17 protein-coding genes are annotated in these 15,980 nt (G+C 69.1%); 11 read left to right on the top strand and 6 right to left on the bottom strand.

What is annotated here, in order from left to right; genetic code table 11:
- The 6 genes from fadD6 to AU196_RS25035 all read left to right on the top strand — a co-directional run bounded on the left by fadD6 (position 1) and on the right by AU196_RS25035 (position 4,911).
- Entirely contained in the window at positions 1–1,809 is a 1,809-nt protein-coding gene (gene fadD6 / locus AU196_RS06485; protein ID WP_059094281.1) for a long-chain-acyl-CoA synthetase FadD6, read from the top strand.
- 69 nt (positions 1,810–1,878) lie between these two features.
- On the top strand, positions 1,879–2,703 hold the full coding sequence (gene folP, locus AU196_RS06480; protein ID WP_231737431.1) for a dihydropteroate synthase: 825 nt from the start codon (positions 1,879–1,881) through the stop codon (positions 2,701–2,703).
- Complete coding sequence (locus tag AU196_RS06475) at positions 2,700–3,674, top strand: glucosyl-3-phosphoglycerate synthase (RefSeq protein ID WP_059094279.1); 975 nt, start codon at positions 2,700–2,702, stop codon at positions 3,672–3,674. The genes folP and AU196_RS06475 overlap by 4 nt, the downstream gene beginning before the upstream one ends.
- Positions 3,675–3,706: 32 nt before the next feature.
- Positions 3,707–4,030 carry a DivIVA domain-containing protein gene (locus AU196_RS06470; protein ID WP_059094278.1) on the top strand — a complete coding sequence of 108 codons (324 nt, stop codon included), beginning with the start codon at positions 3,707–3,709 and terminating at the stop codon, positions 4,028–4,030.
- Complete coding sequence (locus AU196_RS06465) at positions 4,027–4,629, top strand: DNA-3-methyladenine glycosylase I (RefSeq protein ID WP_059094277.1); 603 nt, start codon at positions 4,027–4,029, stop codon at positions 4,627–4,629. The genes AU196_RS06470 and AU196_RS06465 overlap by 4 nt, the downstream gene beginning before the upstream one ends.
- A 114-nt stretch (positions 4,630–4,743) precedes the next feature.
- Positions 4,744–4,911, top strand: coding sequence for a DUF3117 domain-containing protein (locus AU196_RS25035; RefSeq protein WP_005059648.1), 168 nt, complete (start codon positions 4,744–4,746; stop codon positions 4,909–4,911).
- Positions 4,912–4,986: 75 nt separating this feature from the next.
- Here AU196_RS25035 and glgA read toward each other — a convergent pair whose 3' ends face one another.
- Complete coding sequence (glgA, locus tag AU196_RS06460; RefSeq protein WP_157546095.1) at positions 4,987–6,150, bottom strand: glycogen synthase; 1,164 nt, start codon at positions 6,148–6,150, stop codon at positions 4,987–4,989.
- A gap of 173 nt (positions 6,151–6,323) precedes the next feature.
- Here glgA and glgC point away from each other — a divergent pair, with 173 nt between their 5' ends.
- The gene (glgC, locus tag AU196_RS06455) at positions 6,324–7,538 is read left to right on the top strand and encodes a glucose-1-phosphate adenylyltransferase (protein ID WP_059094276.1); all 1,215 of its coding nucleotides are present in this window, start codon (positions 6,324–6,326) and stop codon (positions 7,536–7,538) included.
- A gap of 16 nt (positions 7,539–7,554) precedes the next feature.
- On the opposite strand, the gene AU196_RS06450 is transcribed toward glgC, so the two are convergent.
- The 4 genes from AU196_RS06450 to AU196_RS06435 form a co-directional block, all read right to left on the bottom strand.
- A complete protein-coding gene (locus tag AU196_RS06450; protein ID WP_059094275.1) occupies positions 7,555–9,156 on the bottom strand; it encodes an ABC transporter permease in 1,602 nt (533 codons plus the stop codon).
- The gene (locus tag AU196_RS06445; protein ID WP_059094274.1) at positions 9,153–10,094 is read right to left on the bottom strand and encodes an ABC transporter ATP-binding protein; all 942 of its coding nucleotides are present in this window, start codon (positions 10,092–10,094) and stop codon (positions 9,153–9,155) included. Before AU196_RS06445 ends, AU196_RS06450 begins: the two co-directional genes overlap by 4 nt.
- Positions 10,057–10,743 (bottom strand): TetR/AcrR family transcriptional regulator, encoded by a 687-nt coding sequence (locus AU196_RS06440; protein WP_059094273.1) that lies wholly within the window; start codon positions 10,741–10,743, stop codon positions 10,057–10,059. Before AU196_RS06440 ends, AU196_RS06445 begins: the two co-directional genes overlap by 38 nt.
- A gap of 76 nt (positions 10,744–10,819) precedes the next feature.
- Positions 10,820–11,482, bottom strand: a complete 663-nt coding sequence (locus AU196_RS06435; protein WP_059094377.1) for an O-methyltransferase — start codon at positions 11,480–11,482, stop codon at positions 10,820–10,822.
- Between the two features lie 178 nt (positions 11,483–11,660).
- Between AU196_RS06435 and sigE the strand changes: the two genes are divergently transcribed.
- From sigE to tatB, 4 genes are all read left to right on the top strand, one after another.
- Positions 11,661–12,440, top strand: coding sequence for an RNA polymerase sigma factor SigE (sigE, locus tag AU196_RS06430; RefSeq protein ID WP_059094272.1), 780 nt, complete (start codon positions 11,661–11,663; stop codon positions 12,438–12,440).
- 86 nt (positions 12,441–12,526) lie between these two features.
- On the top strand, positions 12,527–12,925 hold the full coding sequence (gene rseA / locus AU196_RS06425) for an anti-sigma E factor RseA (RefSeq protein ID WP_059094376.1): 399 nt from the start codon (positions 12,527–12,529) through the stop codon (positions 12,923–12,925).
- 71 nt (positions 12,926–12,996) lie between these two features.
- On the top strand, positions 12,997–14,490 hold the full coding sequence (gene htrA / locus AU196_RS06420; protein ID WP_059094271.1) for a serine protease HtrA: 1,494 nt from the start codon (positions 12,997–12,999) through the stop codon (positions 14,488–14,490).
- Positions 14,490–14,903 carry a Sec-independent protein translocase protein TatB gene (tatB, locus tag AU196_RS06415; RefSeq protein WP_059094270.1) on the top strand — a complete coding sequence of 138 codons (414 nt, stop codon included), beginning with the start codon at positions 14,490–14,492 and terminating at the stop codon, positions 14,901–14,903. Before htrA ends, tatB begins: the two co-directional genes overlap by 1 nt.
- Positions 14,904–14,907: 4 nt before the next feature.
- Here the strand turns inward: tatB and AU196_RS06410 are convergent.
- Positions 14,908–15,980, bottom strand: a 1,073-nt coding sequence (locus AU196_RS06410; protein WP_059094269.1) for an Mrp/NBP35 family ATP-binding protein, incomplete at its 5' end; no start/stop codon positions are given.

The following is a 15,980-nucleotide window of genomic DNA, read 5'->3' as shown; positions in this document are numbered from 1 at the left end:
ATGAGCGACGAGAAATCGGGGACTCGGCACAGCGTCGGGTTACTCGACATCGCGGGCCAGGTGCCCGGCCTGATCATGGACGTGCCGATCATCGTCCGCGGCGCGCTGACCGGTTTCCTGGCACGCCCCTCGGCGAAGACGTCGATCGGCAAGGTGTTCCAGGAGCGGGCCGCCCGCCACGCCGACAGGGTCTTCCTCAAGTTCGAGGATCAGGAGCTCACCTACCGCGAGGCCAACGAGACGGTGAACCGCTACGCCGCCGTGCTGTCCGCGCGGGGCGTCGGGCAGGGCGACGTCGTCGCGATCATGCTGCGCAACTCGCCCGAACCGATCCTCCTGATGCTGGCCGCCGTCAAGTGCGGCGCGGTCTCCGGGATGCTGAACTACAACCAGCGCGGCGAAGTGCTCGAGCACAGCCTCGGCCTGCTGTCGGCGCAGGTCGTCGTCGCCGACCCCGACTTCGTCGACCCGATCAAGGAGAGCGGCGCCGACACCGACAAGCTGATCACCCTCGACGAATTCCACCGGCTCGCCGAGACCGCCCCGACGTCCAACCCCGCGACCGCGTCGGCGGTGCTGGCCAAGGACAAGGCGTTCTACATCTTCACCTCCGGCACCACCGGCATGCCGAAGGCCAGCGTGATGACCCACTACCGCTGGCTGCGCGCGCTGGCCGGTTTCGGCGGGATGGGCATGCGGCTGGGCAGCGACGACATCCTCTACTGCTGCCTGCCGCTCTATCACAACAACGCGCTGACGGTGGCGCTGTCCTCGGTGCTCAACTCGGGGGCGGCGCTGGCGATCGGCAAGTCGTTCTCGGCGTCGAAGTTCTGGGACGACGTAATCCGTTACGACGCGACCGCGTTCGTCTACATCGGCGAGATCTGCGCCTATCTGCTCAACCAGCCGGAGAAGGACACCGACCGCAAGCACCGCGTGCGGGTGGTCGCCGGAAACGGTCTGCGGCCCGCCATTTGGGACCAGTTCACCGAGCGGTTCGGCATCGACCGGGTCTGCGAGTTCTATTCCGCCAGCGAGAGCAACACCGCGTTCGTCAACTTCTTCAACCTCGACAAGACCACCGGCATCTGCCCGACGCCTGTCGCGTTCGTCGAGTACGACGAGGAGAGCGGCGACCCTGTCCGCGACGAGAAGGGCCGCGTGAAGAAGGTCAAGAACGGCGAGCCGGGCCTGCTGCTGTCCAAGGTCAGCAACTTCCAGCCGTTCGACGGCTACACCGACAAGAAGGAGTCTGAGAAGAAGCTCGTGCGCGACGCCTTCAAGGACGGCGACGTGTGGTTCAACACCGGCGACCTGATGCGTTCGCAGGGCTTCGGCCACGCCGCGTTCACCGACCGGCTGGGCGACACCTTCCGATGGAAGGGCGAGAACGTCGCCACCACCGAGGTGGAGGCGGCGGTGTCGACCGATCCGCAGGTCGAGGAGTGCACGGTGTTCGGCGTCGAGGTGCCCGACACCGGAGGCCGCGCCGGCATGGTGGCGATCCAGCTCAAGGACGGTCAGGAGTTCGACGGCAAGGCCCTGGCGAAGGCCGCGTTCGACAAGTTGCCGGTCTACGCGGTGCCGCTGTTCGTCCGCGTGGTGGAGGAACTCGCCCACACCTCGACGTTCAAGAGTCAGAAGGTGGACCTCCGCAAGGAGGGTTACGGCGGGAGCAGCGGCGAGGGCGACGACGACGACGTGAAGATCGAGGATCCGATCTACGTGCTGTCGGGCCCCGACGAGGGTTACGTCCCCTTCTACGACGAGTACCTGACCGAGGTGAAGGACGGCAAGAAGCCGAAGTGACGCCCGTAGCCTGAAGAGGTGGAGTCGACCTTCTGCGGACGTCGGGTGGCCGGTGATCGTGCGTTGATCATGGCGATCGTGAACCGGACGCCGGACTCGTTCTACGACCGGGGCGCGACGTTCACCGACGAGGCCGCCAAATCGGCCGCACACCGCGTGGTCGAGGACGGGGCCGACGTCGTCGACGTGGGCGGGGTGAAGGCCGGGCCCGGTCAGACCGTGGACGCCGACGAGGAGATCGCCCGCGTCGTGCCGTTCATCGAATGGTTGCGCGGCACCTTCCCCGACGTCGTGATCAGCGTCGACACGTGGCGGGCCGCGGTGGCGAAGCAGGCCTGTGCCGCCGGCGCCGACCTGATCAACGACACCTGGGGCGGTGTCGACCCGGATCTGCCCGCGGTCGCCGCGGAGTTCAACGCGGGCCTGGTGTGTTCGCACACCGGGGGAGCGGTGCCGCGCACCCGCCCGTTCCGGGTGAGCTACGGCATCACCGAACGCGGCGTGGTCGACGACGTCATCGCCGAGGTCACCGCGGCGGCACGGCGGGCGGTCGCCGCGGGCGTGGCGCCGGACCGGATCCTCATCGATCCGACGCACGATTTCGGCAAGAACACTTACCACGGTCTTAGTTTGTTGCGGCACGTGGAAGAGCTTGTAAAAACTGGATGGCCGGTCCTGATGGCGCTGAGCAACAAGGATTTCGTCGGGGAGACTCTGGGTGTGGGTTTGACTGAACGCCTCGAGGGCACCCTCGCTGCAACCGCTCTGGCTGCCTCGGCCGGGGCGGCGATGTTCCGGGTGCACGAGGTCGGGCCCACTCGGCGCGTACTGGAGATGGTCGCGTCGATTCAAGGCGTGCGTCCGCCGACGCGCACGGTGAGGGGACTGGCATGACTGTTATTTCGCGGTTACCGGAATTGGACACACCCGAACTGCACTCCGCCGATGCGATCGCGCGGCACCGCTGGTTCGACACCCACAGTTGGAACCGTCCGACGTGGACGATCGCCGAACTCGAAGCCGCCAAGGCCGGGCGCACCGTGTCGGTGGTCCTGCCTGCGCTCAACGAGGAGGAGACCGTCGCCGGGGTGATCGAGACGATCAGCCCGCTGCTCGGCGGCCTGGTCGACGAGTTGATCGTGCTGGACTCCGGCTCCACCGACGACACCGCGATCCGGGCGCTGGCCGCCGGAGCGCGGGTGGTCAGCCGGGAGACCGCGCTGCCCGAGGTGACCCCGCAGCCCGGTAAGGGTGAGGTGCTGTGGCGCTCACTGGCGGCGACGACCGGCGATGTGGTGGCCTTCGTCGACTCCGACCTGCTCGACCCCGATCCGATGTTCGTGCCGAAACTGCTCGGCCCGCTGCTGCTCACCCCGGGTGTGCATCTGGTCAAGGGCTTCTACCGGCGGCCGCTGAAGGTGAGCGGCCGCGAGGACGCGAACGGTGGCGGCCGCGTGACCGAACTGGTGGCGCGCCCGCTGCTGGCCTCGCTGCGGCCCGAGCTGACCTGTCTGCTGCAACCGCTGGGCGGCGAGTACGCGGGCACCCGCGAACTGCTCACCTCGGTGCCGTTCGCACCCGGCTACGGCGTGGAGATCGGCCTGCTGGTCGACACCTATGACCGGCTGGGCCTCGACGGCATCGCCCAGGTCAACCTCGGCGTGCGCAGCCACCGCAACCGCCCGCTGACCGAACTGGCGTCGATGAGCCGGCAGGTCATCGCGACGCTGATGTCACGCTGCGGGGTGGGCGACTCCGGTGTCGGGCTCACCCAGTTCTTCGCCGACGGGGAGGGCTTCACCCCGCGTGCGTCCGGCGTCTCGCTCGAGGACCGGCCGCCGATGGTCACCTTGCGTCCGCGGTAGCGCTGTCACACCGGTCAGGCAGTATCGGTGTCGTGACGCTGATTCTGCTCTACCTGGTGGTGCTCATCCTCGTGGCCGTCGTGCTGTTCGGGGTGGGCAGTGTGCTGTTCGGCCGGGGCGAGTCGCTGCCGCCGCTCCCGCACGCCACCACCGCGACGGTGTTACCGGCCTCCGGCGTCACCGGCGCCGACGTCGACGCGGTGAAGTTCACGCAGACGCTGCGCGGCTACAAACCCGGTGAGGTCGACTGGGTGCTCGACCGGCTCGGCCAGGAGATCGACGCGCTGCGCGGTGAACTGGCCGCGGTGCGCGCCGCCGCGGATATGGCCGAGAACATGGCCGAGGACTCCCCGTGACCGTCGACGACGGACGGGTGCGCTGCGGCTGGTTGGACGGATCACGGCTCGCCACAGCGGATTTCGAGCTCTACCGGGACTATCACGATTTCGAGTGGGGCCAACCGGTTCGTGAGTCGCCCGCGCTGTTCGAGCGGATCAGCCTGGAGGCCTTCCAGAGTGGTCTGTCGTGGCTCATCATCCTGCGCAAGCGGGACAACTTCCGGCGGGCGTTCGACGGCTTCGACATCGACCGCATCGCGGGTTACACCGAAGACGATGTCGACCGCTTGATGGCCGACACCGGAATCGTGCGCAACCGCGCGAAGATCGAGGCGACCGTCGCCAATGCAAGGGCCGCGGCCGCATTGGACACCGACCTCGCGCAGCTGCTGTGGTCGTTCGCACCGGCGCGCCGCGCCAGGCCGGCGACCCTGTCCGACGTGCCCGCGTCGACACCCGAATCGACCGCCATGGCCAAGGAACTCAAACGCCGCGGATTCCGCTTCGTCGGTCCAACGACCGCCTACGCCCTCATGCAGGCGACCGGGATGGTCGACGACCACGTCGCCACGTGCTGGGTGCCGCCGGCCGCCGGGGCCCTTCGACACAGCGGTTAAAACGGGTCTTTGCAGACGTGGTCGCGCGGATAGGGAACAATGGAGGAGTTGAGTGCCCGGTTCCGCCGAGAGGTGGGCGGCCTGGCGGTTGGTTCAGTGTGGAGGGAGCTCTCGATGGCGGCGATGAAGCCCCGGACCGGTGACGGTCCCCTGGAAGCAACCAAGGAGGGGCGCGGCATCGTGATGCGGGTACCACTGGAAGGTGGTGGCCGGCTCGTCGTCGAATTGACTCCCGACGAGGCGGCCGCGCTGGGCGACGAATTGAAGAACGTCACCAGCTAGCGGTTTTCGGAATTTCCCGGCGCGGCGGCCTGCGGGCCCCGCGCCGGATCCCGGCTGCCGCGGTGTCCGGTCGGGCTACTCCGACACCTTGCGGTAGATCTCCAGGGTCTGCTCGGCGATGTGCGCCCACGAGAACTCGGCGATACACCGCTCGCGGCCCGCGGCGCCGTACGCCCGGGCGCGCTGCGGTTCGGCGACCAGTGCGTTGACCGCATCGGCCAACCGGGTCTCGAAGAAGCCGGTGTCGTTCGCGTCGTAGTGCACCAGCAACCCGGTCTGGTGATCGGCGACGACCTCGGGGATTCCGCCCACATCCGAGGCGACCACCGCCGTCCCGCACGCCATGGCCTCGAGGTTGACGATGCCCAGTGGCTCGTACACCGAAGGGCAGACGAAAACTGTTGCTGCCGACAATATTTCGCGGATCTTGCCGATGGGCAGCATCTCGCGGACCCAGAACACGCCGGTGCGTGCCCGGGCCAGCTGCTGCACCGCGGCCGTCACCTCCGCCGCGATCTCCGGGGTGTCGGGGGCGCCGGCGCACAGCACCAGCTGCACCTCGGGGGCGAAGTGGTGGGCGGCGGCGACCAGATGCGCCACCCCCTTCTGCCGGGTGATCCGGCCGACGAACGCCACGATCGGCCGGTCGGGGTCGACGCCGAGTTCGGCCAGCACCGACTCGTCCGCGGCGGGTTGGATGGGGTACCAGACGTCGGTGTCGATGCCGTTGCGCACCACGTGCACGCGGCCGGGGTCCAGCGCGGGATAAGTCTTGAGCACGTCGTCGCGCATACCGGAGCTCACCGCGATCACCGCGTCGGCGGCCTCCACTGCCGTCTTCTCCACCCACGACGACACCCGGTAGCCGCCGCCGAGCTGTTCGGCCTTCCACGGCCGCATCGGCTCCAGCGAATGCGCGGTGAGCACGTGCGGGATGCCGTACAGCAGTCCCGACAGATGGCCGGCGAGCCCCGCGTACCAGGTGTGGGAGTGCACGACCGTGGCGTCACCGGCGGCGTTGACCATGGTGAGGTCCGCCGAGAGCGTGGACAACGCCGGATTCGCGCCAGCCAGCGCCGGGTCGGGTGCGGCGACGAAGGCGTCCGCGCGCGGTGCCCCCATGCAGTGCACGTCGACCTCACACAGGCGGCGCAACTGGGCGACGAGTTCGGTGACGTGTACGCCTGCTCCGCCGTAGACCTCGGGTGGGTACTCCCGAGTCATCATCGCCACCCGCATGGGTACGACGGTAGTGGTCGCACCCGGCTGACGACAGTCCGGTTCGCGAACGCGATTGCCGCGGATCACTGCGGGTATGCCGACAGTCGAAATCGTCGTTCTACCACCCGCGAACACGTGACCGATGGTGTCAATGGCTGGCCCCAGTCCCCGGCGCCGGATAGGTTTGAGACATGAGGGAATTGCCACACGTGCTGGGCATCGTCCTGGCCGGCGGGGAGGGCAAGCGGCTGTATCCGCTCACGGCGGACCGTGCCAAGCCCGCGGTTCCCTTCGGTGGGGCGTACCGGCTCATCGACTTCGTGCTGTCGAACCTCGTCAACGCGCGCTACCTGCGGATCTGTGTTCTCACCCAGTACAAGTCGCATTCACTGGACCGGCACATCTCGCAGAACTGGCGCCTGTCCGGTCTGGCCGGTGAGTACATCACCCCGGTTCCCGCCCAGCAGCGGCTCGGACCCCGCTGGTACACCGGTTCCGCCGATGCGATCTACCAGTCGATGAACCTCATCTATGACGAGGACCCGGACTACATCGTGGTGTTCGGCGCCGATCACGTCTACCGGATGGACCCCGAGCAGATGGTCCAGTTCCACATCCAGAGCGGTGCGGGCGCGACGGTCGCCGGGATCCGGGTGCCGCGGTCGGAGGCCAGCGCTTTCGGGGTCATCGACGCCGACGAGTCGGGCCGCATCCGCAGCTTCGTCGAGAAGCCCGCGGATCCGCCGGGAACACCGGACAACCCCGACGAGGCGTTCGTCTCGATGGGCAACTACATCTTCACCACCAAGGTGCTCATCGACGCCATCCGCGCCGACGCCGACGACGACGACTCCGATCACGACATGGGGGGCGACATCATCCCGCGCCTGGTGTCCGACGGGATGGCCGCGGTCTACGACTTCAGCGACAACGAGGTGCCGGGCGCGACCGAACGCGACCACGGCTACTGGCGCGACGTCGGGACACTCGACGCGTTCTACGACGCGCACATGGATCTGGTGTCGGTGCACCCGATCTTCAACCTGTACAACAAGCGCTGGCCGATCCGCGGTGAGTCCGAGAACCTCGCGCCCGCCAAGTTCGTCAACGGCGGTTCCGCGCAGGAGTCGGTGGTGGGCGCCGGAAGCATCATCTCCGCGGCCTCGGTCCGCAATTCGGTGCTGTCGTCCAACGTCTACATCGACGACGGCGCGATCGTCGAGGGCAGCGTCATCATGCCCGGCACCCGGATCGGCCGGGGCGCGGTCGTGCGGCACGCGATCCTCGACAAGAACGTCGTCGTCGGCCCGGGCGAGATGGTCGGGGTGGACCTCGAGAAGGACCGGGAACGGTTCTCCGTCAGCGCCGGCGGCGTGGTGGCGGTCGGCAAGGGCATCTGGATCTGAGCGGTCACCCGCTCGGTCACACCGCGTCCCGACGGCGGTACAGCCACCCGGCCGGCGCGGCCAGCGCTGCGGCCACCACAGCCATGACCACCATCGCCGTCACCGGGTAGTCGGTGGGCGCGGTCGTCTGCAGGACCGGTGACGCGTCGAGCAGCCACTGCGGCAGCCGCAGCAGCGCGCCGAGGTACAGCGAGACGACGATGTAGGCCACCGCCAGCCAGGCGATCCAGGGCCGGCGCACCGCGACGGCGAGGGCCGCGACACCGGCGACCACCGCGAGCGCAGGGACGAACGCCAGCCCGGCGACGGTGAGCCTCGCGATGGTCGCCGGCTCGCCGAGGGTCAGGCCGGCGCCCAGCCCGTTGCCGAGGCCCGCGCCGAGCATCAGCAGCGTGGCCCCCAGCATCGCGGCGGCCACCGCGCCCAGCAGCCAGCGCCACCGGGACACCGCACCGGCGAGCACGGCTTCGCCGGTGCCTGACTGTTCGTCGGCGTGCACCCGCAGCACCGCGCTCACCACGTACGCGGTCGCCGCGGCCGCCAGGAACTGCGTCATCGTGGTGTAGACGCCGTCGTTGCCCTGCACGGCGAGCACCCGGGCCAGCAGTTCGTTGGTCGCGGCGGCGTCGATCAGCGATCTGGTCATCGAGCCGAACGCCAGTCCGCCGAGGAACAGGCCGACAACCCAGCCGACGGTCAGGCCGCGCTGCAGCGTCAGGTGCAGACCCAGCACGCCGCGGATGGCCGGGGCGCCGGGCCGGTCACCGCGGGTGGGCAGTGTGCCGTCGTCGTACTGCCTGCGGTTCTCCAGGTACGCGGCGAGCGCGATGAGCGCGACGGTGACGGCGACGAGCAGCGCGAGCGGCCACCAGCGCAGCGCGACGAACGCCCGCATCTGCTGGGCCCAGGCGATGGGGGAGAACCAGCTCAGCGCGCTCCCCGAGTTGTCGATGACGTCACCGATCCCGCGGACCAGCGCGGCTGCCGCCAGCGCCCCCATCGCGGCGCCGGTCGCCGCCCGGGCCTGCCGCCACAGCTGGGCGGTGACCGCGGCGACGGCGCCGAAGAGCATCGAGACCGAGGTGACGCCGAGGCACATCGCGAAGGTGTCCACGAACGGGAAACCCGCCGCCGACATCGCCACCGCCATCGTGACCGTGAGCACGGCGTTGACCGCGCCGACCAGGGTGAGTGCCGCGGTCGTGCGCGCATAGCGGCCGACCACCGAGGACAACACCAGTTCGGCTGCGCCGCTCTCCTCTTCGGCCCGGGTGTGCCGGATGACGGTGAGGATGGACAGGATCGAGGCGGCCACGATCATCGTGAGCATCAGCTCGTTGGCCATCATCGCGCCCAGGTCGGTCTCGCGAACGCCGAACATGGGGCCGCCCATGATGATTCCCGCGGGCGTCTTCATCAGGTTGACCCGGGCCAGCCGCTGCGGCTCGTCGGGATAGGCGAGCTTCACCGCGTTCGGGGCGTAGACCATCATCAGTGTCAGCACGGCGATCCACACGCCGAGCCGCAACCGGTCGCGGCGCAACGCGAGCCGGATCAGTTGGCCCACACCGGTGTACGGGGACGCGGTACGGGCCTGTGCCGCCATGGTGGTGGTCATCGCCCGGCCCCTGAGTACTCGCGAAGGAACATGTCCTCGAGCGACGCAGGGGTGACGGTGAGTTCGAGGATTCCCAGTTCGGACAACCGGGCCATGGCCGCGTCGAGATCCGCGCGGTCCACTGCGAACCGAACCCCGCCGTCGACCGCGGTGAACTCGTGGACGAACGGGGCGTCGCTCAGCACGGCGGCGTCGCCGCGGGTTCGCGCGGTCACCGTGGTGCGCATCAGGTGGCGCAGTTCGTCGAGTGGTCCCGAGCGCACGGTGCGGCCCGCCCGGATGATCGTCACGGTGTCGCAGAGTTTCTCGACCTCGGCGAGGATGTGGCTGGACAGCAGGACCGCCGCCCCGTCGCGGGCCACCTCCTGGACGCAGTGCTGAAAAGCCTTCTCCATCAACGGGTCCAATCCGGATGTCGGCTCGTCGAGGATGAAGAGATCGGCCCCGGTGCAGAACGCGGCGACCAGAGCCACCTTCTGCCGGTTGCCCTTGGAGTAGGTGCGGGCCTTCTTGTGCGGGTCGAGTTCGAAGCGTTCGATCAGTTCGTCGCGGCGGCGGATGTCGAGCGCGTCCGGTCCGCGCAACCGGGCGAGGAAGTCGATGGCCTGCAGGCCGGTGAGATTCGGCCACAGCGTGACATCGCCGGGCACGTAGGCGATGCGGCGGTGCAGGTCGACCGCGTCACGCCACGGGTCGCCGCCGAGCAGGCGCACCTCGCCGGCGTCGGCGCGCAGCAACCCGAGCAGGACCCGGATCGTGGTGGATTTGCCCGACCCGTTGGGGCCGAGGAATCCGGCTATGTCACCGGGGGACACGCTCATGTCGAGACCGTCGAGCGCCCGGGTGCGGCCGAAAGTCTTGACCAGTCCGCGGATCTCGACGGCACGGGGGGCGGTGCCCTCAGGCCGTCGCGGGGACCTGCTCGTCTGAACCGTCATCACCGTCTCCTTGATGTGTGAGAAGGGCGTCGCGCTGTGCGAGGAAGGCGTCGTACATCGTCGAATCGGCCATCAGCCCGCTGGTGTAGAGCTCGAGTGCGGGCAGGACCATGTCGGAGGAGTAGTCGCGCAGGACCCGGCGCAGATCGGTCGGGTCGTCGTGCATCTGCAGGTACAGCAGGAACCCGCCGCCGTTGGCCATCGCCAGGAAGCGGGCCCGGGCCCGGGGGTCATGGCTGGGTTTGACGGTGCCCGCCCTGACCCCCTCGTCGAGGTACTGCTCGACGTTGTCGATCATGCGCCGCCACAACGTCTTCGCCAGGTCCCCGCCGGACTGCATGCTGCGTACCAGGTAGGCCATCAGCGGGGCGTACGACTCGATCTCGGCCATCTGCGCCAGCCAGGTCGCCGGGTCCTTGCTCTGGATCGACGCCGACTTCCCACTGCGGATCTCCTCGGCGACGTAGTCGTCGCACGCCCGGCGCAGACCGTCCTTGGAACCGAAGTGGTGGATCACCAGAGCGGCGCTCACCCCGGCGGATTCGGCGATCCTGCGCACCCCGACACCGAAGCCGTGCTGACCGAACTGCTCGATCGCCGCATCGCGGATGCGGGCGATGGTCGTGCGGTCCTCCGTGGCTGAACGCATGTTCAATATGCTAAACGCGCGTTCAGTCGCCGGTCAAGGGTTGATGCGAGATCGACGTCTCGCAGTCAGAGAGTGGTCAGTCGCGGGCGGCGGCAAGCAGGCCGTCGCCGAGCGGGACGAGCACCGGCGTGAGGCGCTCGTCCTCGGCGATCAGCCGGGCCGCCTCACGGACGGCGCTGACCTCGGCGTCGTTGGCGCCGGCGTCGCCGGCGCGGCCGCCGAGCGCGGCGCGGTGCACGACGATCGCGCCGCCGGAGCGCAGCAGCCGCACTCCCTCGACCACGAACTGCGGCTGATCGACCGGATCGCCGTCGATGAACACCAGGTCGTAGGACTCGTCGGCCAGCCGGGTCAGCACGTCCTGGGCCCGACCGCTGATGAGTCGGGTCCGGCCGGGTCCGATGCCGGCCTCGATGAACGCCTGCTTGGCGATGCGCTGGTGTTCGGGCTCGACGTCGATGGTCGTCAGCACGCCGTCCTCGCGCATGCCCGACAGCAGCCACAACCCGCTCACGCCCGCGCCGGTGCCGACCTCCACGACGGCCTTCGCCTCGGTCAGCCGGGCGAGCACGGACAGCAGCGCCCCCACCGCGGGGGTGACCGCGCCGGCACCGATGTCGACCGCGCGATCGCGGGCCGCCGCGACGATCGCGTCCTCGGAGATGGATTGTTCGGCGTGCGCGACGATCGCCTCGGCGCGGCTCGGTCGCTGACCCGCCGGGTCGTCGGTGCTGGCCATGCCCGCACTGTAGAGCGCCGCCGCGAGGCGCGCGCCCGCGACACGCCCGCGCGGCAACGTGTGATGTATGTCCGATTGAGCCTGTTTTCGCAGGTGAACAAACGGGTATCCGGCATTCTCAGGGAACGTTCATATTGCTCATACCGCTACCACACCCCGCTCGGGGACGGTGGCTGGCATGGAACACGGGAGGCGTCTGCGCTTCGGGAATAGGCACCCCGCCGATCGTGTTGCCCACAGTGACCAGCCGACGACCATGACCGACGCCGGTCACGACTCAGCCGGCCTTGACTTGGAGGATCCGACGACCACCACGACTGCGGCGCAAGCCGCTCCCGTTTCGATGGCGCATCTCGAACAGTTCAGCGATTCGGACTGGGTCGAGCCGACCGACGAACTCACCGGGACGGCCGTGTTCGACGCCACCGGAGACAAGACGACGATGCCGTCCTGGGACGAGCTGGTGCGTCAGCACGCCGACCGGGTGTACCGGCTGGCCTACCGCCTCTCGGGCAATCAGCACGACGCCGAGGACCTCACGCAAGAGACGTTCATCCGCGTCTTCCGTTCCGTGCAGAACTATCAGCCCGGCACCTTCGAGGGCTGGCTGCACCGCATCACCACGAACCTGTTCCTCGACATGGTGCGGCGTCGTGGCCGCATCCGCATGGAGGCGCTGCCCGAGGACTACGACCGGGTGCCCGCCGACGATCCGAACCCGGAGCAGATCTACCACGACTCCCGGCTCGGTCCGGACCTGCAGGCCGCGCTCGACTCGCTGCCGCCGGAGTTCCGCGCCGCGGTCGTCCTGTGCGACATCGAAGGTCTGTCCTACGAGGAGATCGGTGCGACGCTCGGCGTCAAGCTGGGAACGGTCCGCAGCCGGATCCACCGTGGCCGCCAGGCGCTGCGCGACTACCTGGCCCGTCACGCGCCGGACGCCGCCGCATCCGCCTGATCACGATGTCCCGGCGGACCCGTCCGCGCTACATTCGTGGGAGCGGTGACGTACAGACCGGTGAGCGAACCGAGAGGAGTCAGGTGATGGTCGATCCCGGACATATGTTCCGGCGGGCGTTTTCCTGGCTCCCCGCTCAGTTCGCTTCCCAGAGTGATGCCCCGGTGGGCGCACCCCGCCAATTCGGCTCCACGGAGCATCTGTCCATCGAGGCCGTCGCGGCCTTCGTCGACGGGGAACTGAGCATGACCGCACACATGCGGGCGGCCAATCACCTGTCGCTGTGCCCGCAGTGCGCCGCGGAGGTCGATGCGCAGGGGCAGGCCCGGAAGGCGTTGCGGGACTCCCAGCCGATCGCGATACCCAACACACTCCTCGGGATGTTGTCGCAGATCCCTCAGCACATGCCCCATTCGCCGGTTGAGGACACCGAGCAACCGAAGTTTGCTGACGACCCCACGCGTGACCGGCGCAGACGCCGGTAGGCTGGATTCCAGGAGTCGAGCAGCGCTGCGCCCGGCCGTGCCGGGTGCTCCGATAGAGAGTGATACCACCGGTGACCAACCAGGACCAGGCCAGCCGACGCATGGCACCTCGCCCCGTCGAGCGGCCCCCGGTCGACCCGGCTGCCCAACGCGCGTTCGGCCGGCCGAACGGTGTCAGCGGTTCGTTCCTCGGTGTCGACAAGTTCCGTGACCAGGGGGAGTACACCCCGACGAACAAGGCGCCCGATCCGGTGCTGGCCGAAGCCTTCGGCCGTCCCCCGTACGCCGGTGCCGACTCCCTGCAGCGCCACCCCGCCGACGCCGGGGCGCTCGACGCCGAACGGGGCGGCGACACCGGCGACATCGAACCCGATCCGTGGCGCGACCCCAACGCGCCGGTGGCGCTGGGCACTCCGGCCGTCCACGCCCCCGCCCCGACGCACGCCCCCGCACAGGTCGGCAGACTCGGTGTCCGCGACGTGCTCTTCGGCCGGAAGGTGTCCTACGTCGGCCTCGCCATCCTCCTGCTCACCGCGCTGATGGTGGGCGCGCTCGGCGGCTGGGTCGGCAACAAGACCGCCGAGACGGTGCAGGCGTTCACCACCTCGAAGGTGACGCTCGAGACCAGCGACAGCGGTGACCCGCCGGAGGGACGCATCACCAAGGTGGCCGACGCGGTCGCCGATTCCGTGGTGACCATCGAGGCCAAGAGCGACCAGGAGGGCTCCCAGGGCTCCGGTGTGGTGATCGACGGCCGCGGCTACATCGTCACCAACAACCACGTGATCTCCGAGGCGGCCACCAACCCCGCCAAGTACAAGATGGCCGTCGTGTTCAACGACGGCAAAGAGGTGCCCGCCAACCTCGTCGGCCGTGACCCGAAGACCGACCTCGCCGTGCTCAAGGTCGACAACGTCGACAACCTCACGGTCGCCAAGATGGGCGACTCGGACACGCTTCAGGTCGGCGAGGAAGTGATCGCCGCGGGCGCGCCCCTGGGTCTGCGCAGCACCGTCACCTCCGGCATCATCAGCGCCCTGCACCGGCCGGTGCCGCTGTCGGGCGACGGCTCCGACACCGACACCGTGATCGACGGGGTGCAGACCGACGCGTCGATCAACCACGGCAACTCCGGCGGCCCGTTGATCGACATGGACGCCAACGTGATCGGCATCAACACCGCGGGCAAGTCGCTGTCCGACAGCGCCAGCGGCCTGGGCTTCGCGATCCCGGTCAACGAGGTCAAGACCGTCGTCGAGGCGCTGATCAGGGACGGCAAGATCTCCCACCCGACGCTCGGCCTGACCGCGAAATCCGTCAGCAACGACGTGGCCTCCGGCGCCCAGGTCGCCAACGTCAAGGCGGGCAGCGCCGCCGAACGCGCAGGCATCCTGGAGAACGATGTGGTGGTCAAGGTCGGCAACCGCGACGTCGCGGACGCCGACGAATTCGTGGTGGCCGTACGTCAGCTCAAGATCGGCGAACCCGCGCCGATCGAGGTCATGCGCGATGGCCGCCCGGTGACGCTGACCGTCACGCCCACGCCGGACGCCAGCACCGACTGATGTTCGCGAACATCGGCTGGGGGGAGATGCTGATCCTGGTGATCGCCGGGCTGGTGATCCTGGGGCCGGAACGGCTGCCCGGGGCGATCCGCTGGACCTCCGGCGCGCTGCGCCAGGCCCGCGACTACGTCAGCGGCGCGACCACGCAGCTGCGCCAGGATTTCGGCCCGGAGTTCGAAGACCTCCGCGAACCCATCACCGAACTGCAGAAGCTGCGCGGTATGACCCCGCGCGCGGCGCTGACCAAACACCTGCTCGACGGCGACGAGTCGTTCTTCACGGGGAAGTTCGAGCAGCAGAACGGTAAACCGGCCACCGGCCAGGAGAAGCCGGTCAGCCAGGTGAACCCGTCCGCCGCGGCCGCGCCGTCGAGCGAGTCGACGGCGACGCCGTTCGACAGCGACGCCACCTAGCGGGTCAGCGGCCCGCGGGATCCAGACCGAGCGACATGCCGGCCAGCCCGCGTTTGCGCGCGGACAGGGCGTCGGCGATGCCGCGCAGTTCCTTGCCGGCCGGTGAATCGGGCGCCGAGAGCACCAACGGCACGCCCGAGTCGCCCGCGGCGACCAGCGCCGGATCCAGCGGGACCTGACCGAGCAGCGGTACGTCGGCGCCGACCGCGCGGGTGAGCCGTTCGGCGACCTGACGGCCTCCGCCCTCACCGAACAGCTGCATGGTCGTGCCGTCGGGCATCAGCAGACCCGACATGTTCTCGACGACGCCGACGATGCGCTGGCGGGTCTGCAGGGCGATCGCCCCGGCCCGCTCGGCCACCTCGGCGGCCGCCAGCTGCGGTGTGGTGACCACGAGGATCTCCGCGCCGGGGATCAGCTGGGCGACGGAGATCGCGACGTCACCGGTGCCCGGGGGCAGGTCGAGCAGCAGTACGTCGAGATCGCCCCAGAACACGTCGGCGAGGAACTGCTGCAGCGCGCGGTGCAGCATCGGGCCGCGCCACACCACGGGCGTGTTGCCCTGGGTGAACATCGCGATCGAGATGACCTTCACGTCATGGGCGACGGGCGGCACGATCATCGAATCGACCTGGACGGGCCGGTCGGTGGTGCCCATCATGCGCGGCACGGAATGGCCGTAGATGTCGGCGTCGAGCACCCCGACGGACAGGCCGCGGGCCGCCATGGCCGCGGCGAGGTTGACCGTGACGCTCGACTTGCCGACCCCGCCCTTACCGGACGCGACGGCGTAGACGCGCGTCAGGGAACCGGGCTGGGCGAACGGGATCACCGGCTCGCGGGAGTCGCCGCGCAGCTGCTTGCGCAGTTCGGCGCGCTGCTCGTCATTCATCACGTCGAGGCTGACCCGGACCGCGCCGGTGCCGGGCACATCGGCGACCGCCCGCTGAACCTGTTCGGTGATCTCGGCGCGCTTGGGGCACGCCGCGGTGGTCAGGTACACCTCGACGTGGACCGAGCCGTCACCGGGATCGACGGTGACGTTCTTGACCATGCCGAGCTCGGTGATCGGTCGGC

This window comes from Mycobacterium sp. IS-1742, assembly GCF_001500125.1.
Lineage (GTDB): Bacteria > Actinomycetota > Actinomycetes > Mycobacteriales > Mycobacteriaceae > Mycobacterium.
The sequence above is the reverse complement of the archived record's forward strand: the minus strand, read 5'-3'. Positions and strand labels throughout refer to the sequence as shown.

Coding starts and splice junctions, on each gene's coding strand:
- fadD6 (WP_059094281.1), top strand. CDS start 1: ATGAGCGACGAGAAATCGGGGACTCGGCACAGCGTCGGGTTACTCGAC.
- folP (WP_231737431.1), top strand. CDS start 1,879: ATGGCGATCGTGAACCGGACGCCGGACTCGTTCTACGACCGGGGCGCG.
- AU196_RS06475 (WP_059094279.1), top strand. CDS start 2,700: ATGACTGTTATTTCGCGGTTACCGGAATTGGACACACCCGAACTGCAC.
- AU196_RS25035 (WP_005059648.1), top strand. CDS start 4,744: ATGGCGGCGATGAAGCCCCGGACCGGTGACGGTCCCCTGGAAGCAACC.
- glgA (WP_157546095.1), bottom strand. CDS start 6,150: ATGCGGGTGGCGATGATGACTCGGGAGTACCCACCCGAGGTCTACGGC.
- glgC (WP_059094276.1), top strand. CDS start 6,324: ATGAGGGAATTGCCACACGTGCTGGGCATCGTCCTGGCCGGCGGGGAG.
- AU196_RS06450 (WP_059094275.1), bottom strand. CDS start 9,156: ATGACCACCACCATGGCGGCACAGGCCCGTACCGCGTCCCCGTACACC.
- AU196_RS06445 (WP_059094274.1), bottom strand. CDS start 10,094: ATGACGGTTCAGACGAGCAGGTCCCCGCGACGGCCTGAGGGCACCGCC.
- AU196_RS06440 (WP_059094273.1), bottom strand. CDS start 10,743: ATGCGTTCAGCCACGGAGGACCGCACGACCATCGCCCGCATCCGCGAT.
- AU196_RS06435 (WP_059094377.1), bottom strand. CDS start 11,482: ATGGCCAGCACCGACGACCCGGCGGGTCAGCGACCGAGCCGCGCCGAG.
- sigE (WP_059094272.1), top strand. CDS start 11,661: ATGGAACACGGGAGGCGTCTGCGCTTCGGGAATAGGCACCCCGCCGAT.
- rseA (WP_059094376.1), top strand. CDS start 12,527: ATGGTCGATCCCGGACATATGTTCCGGCGGGCGTTTTCCTGGCTCCCC.
- tatB (WP_059094270.1), top strand. CDS start 14,490: ATGTTCGCGAACATCGGCTGGGGGGAGATGCTGATCCTGGTGATCGCC.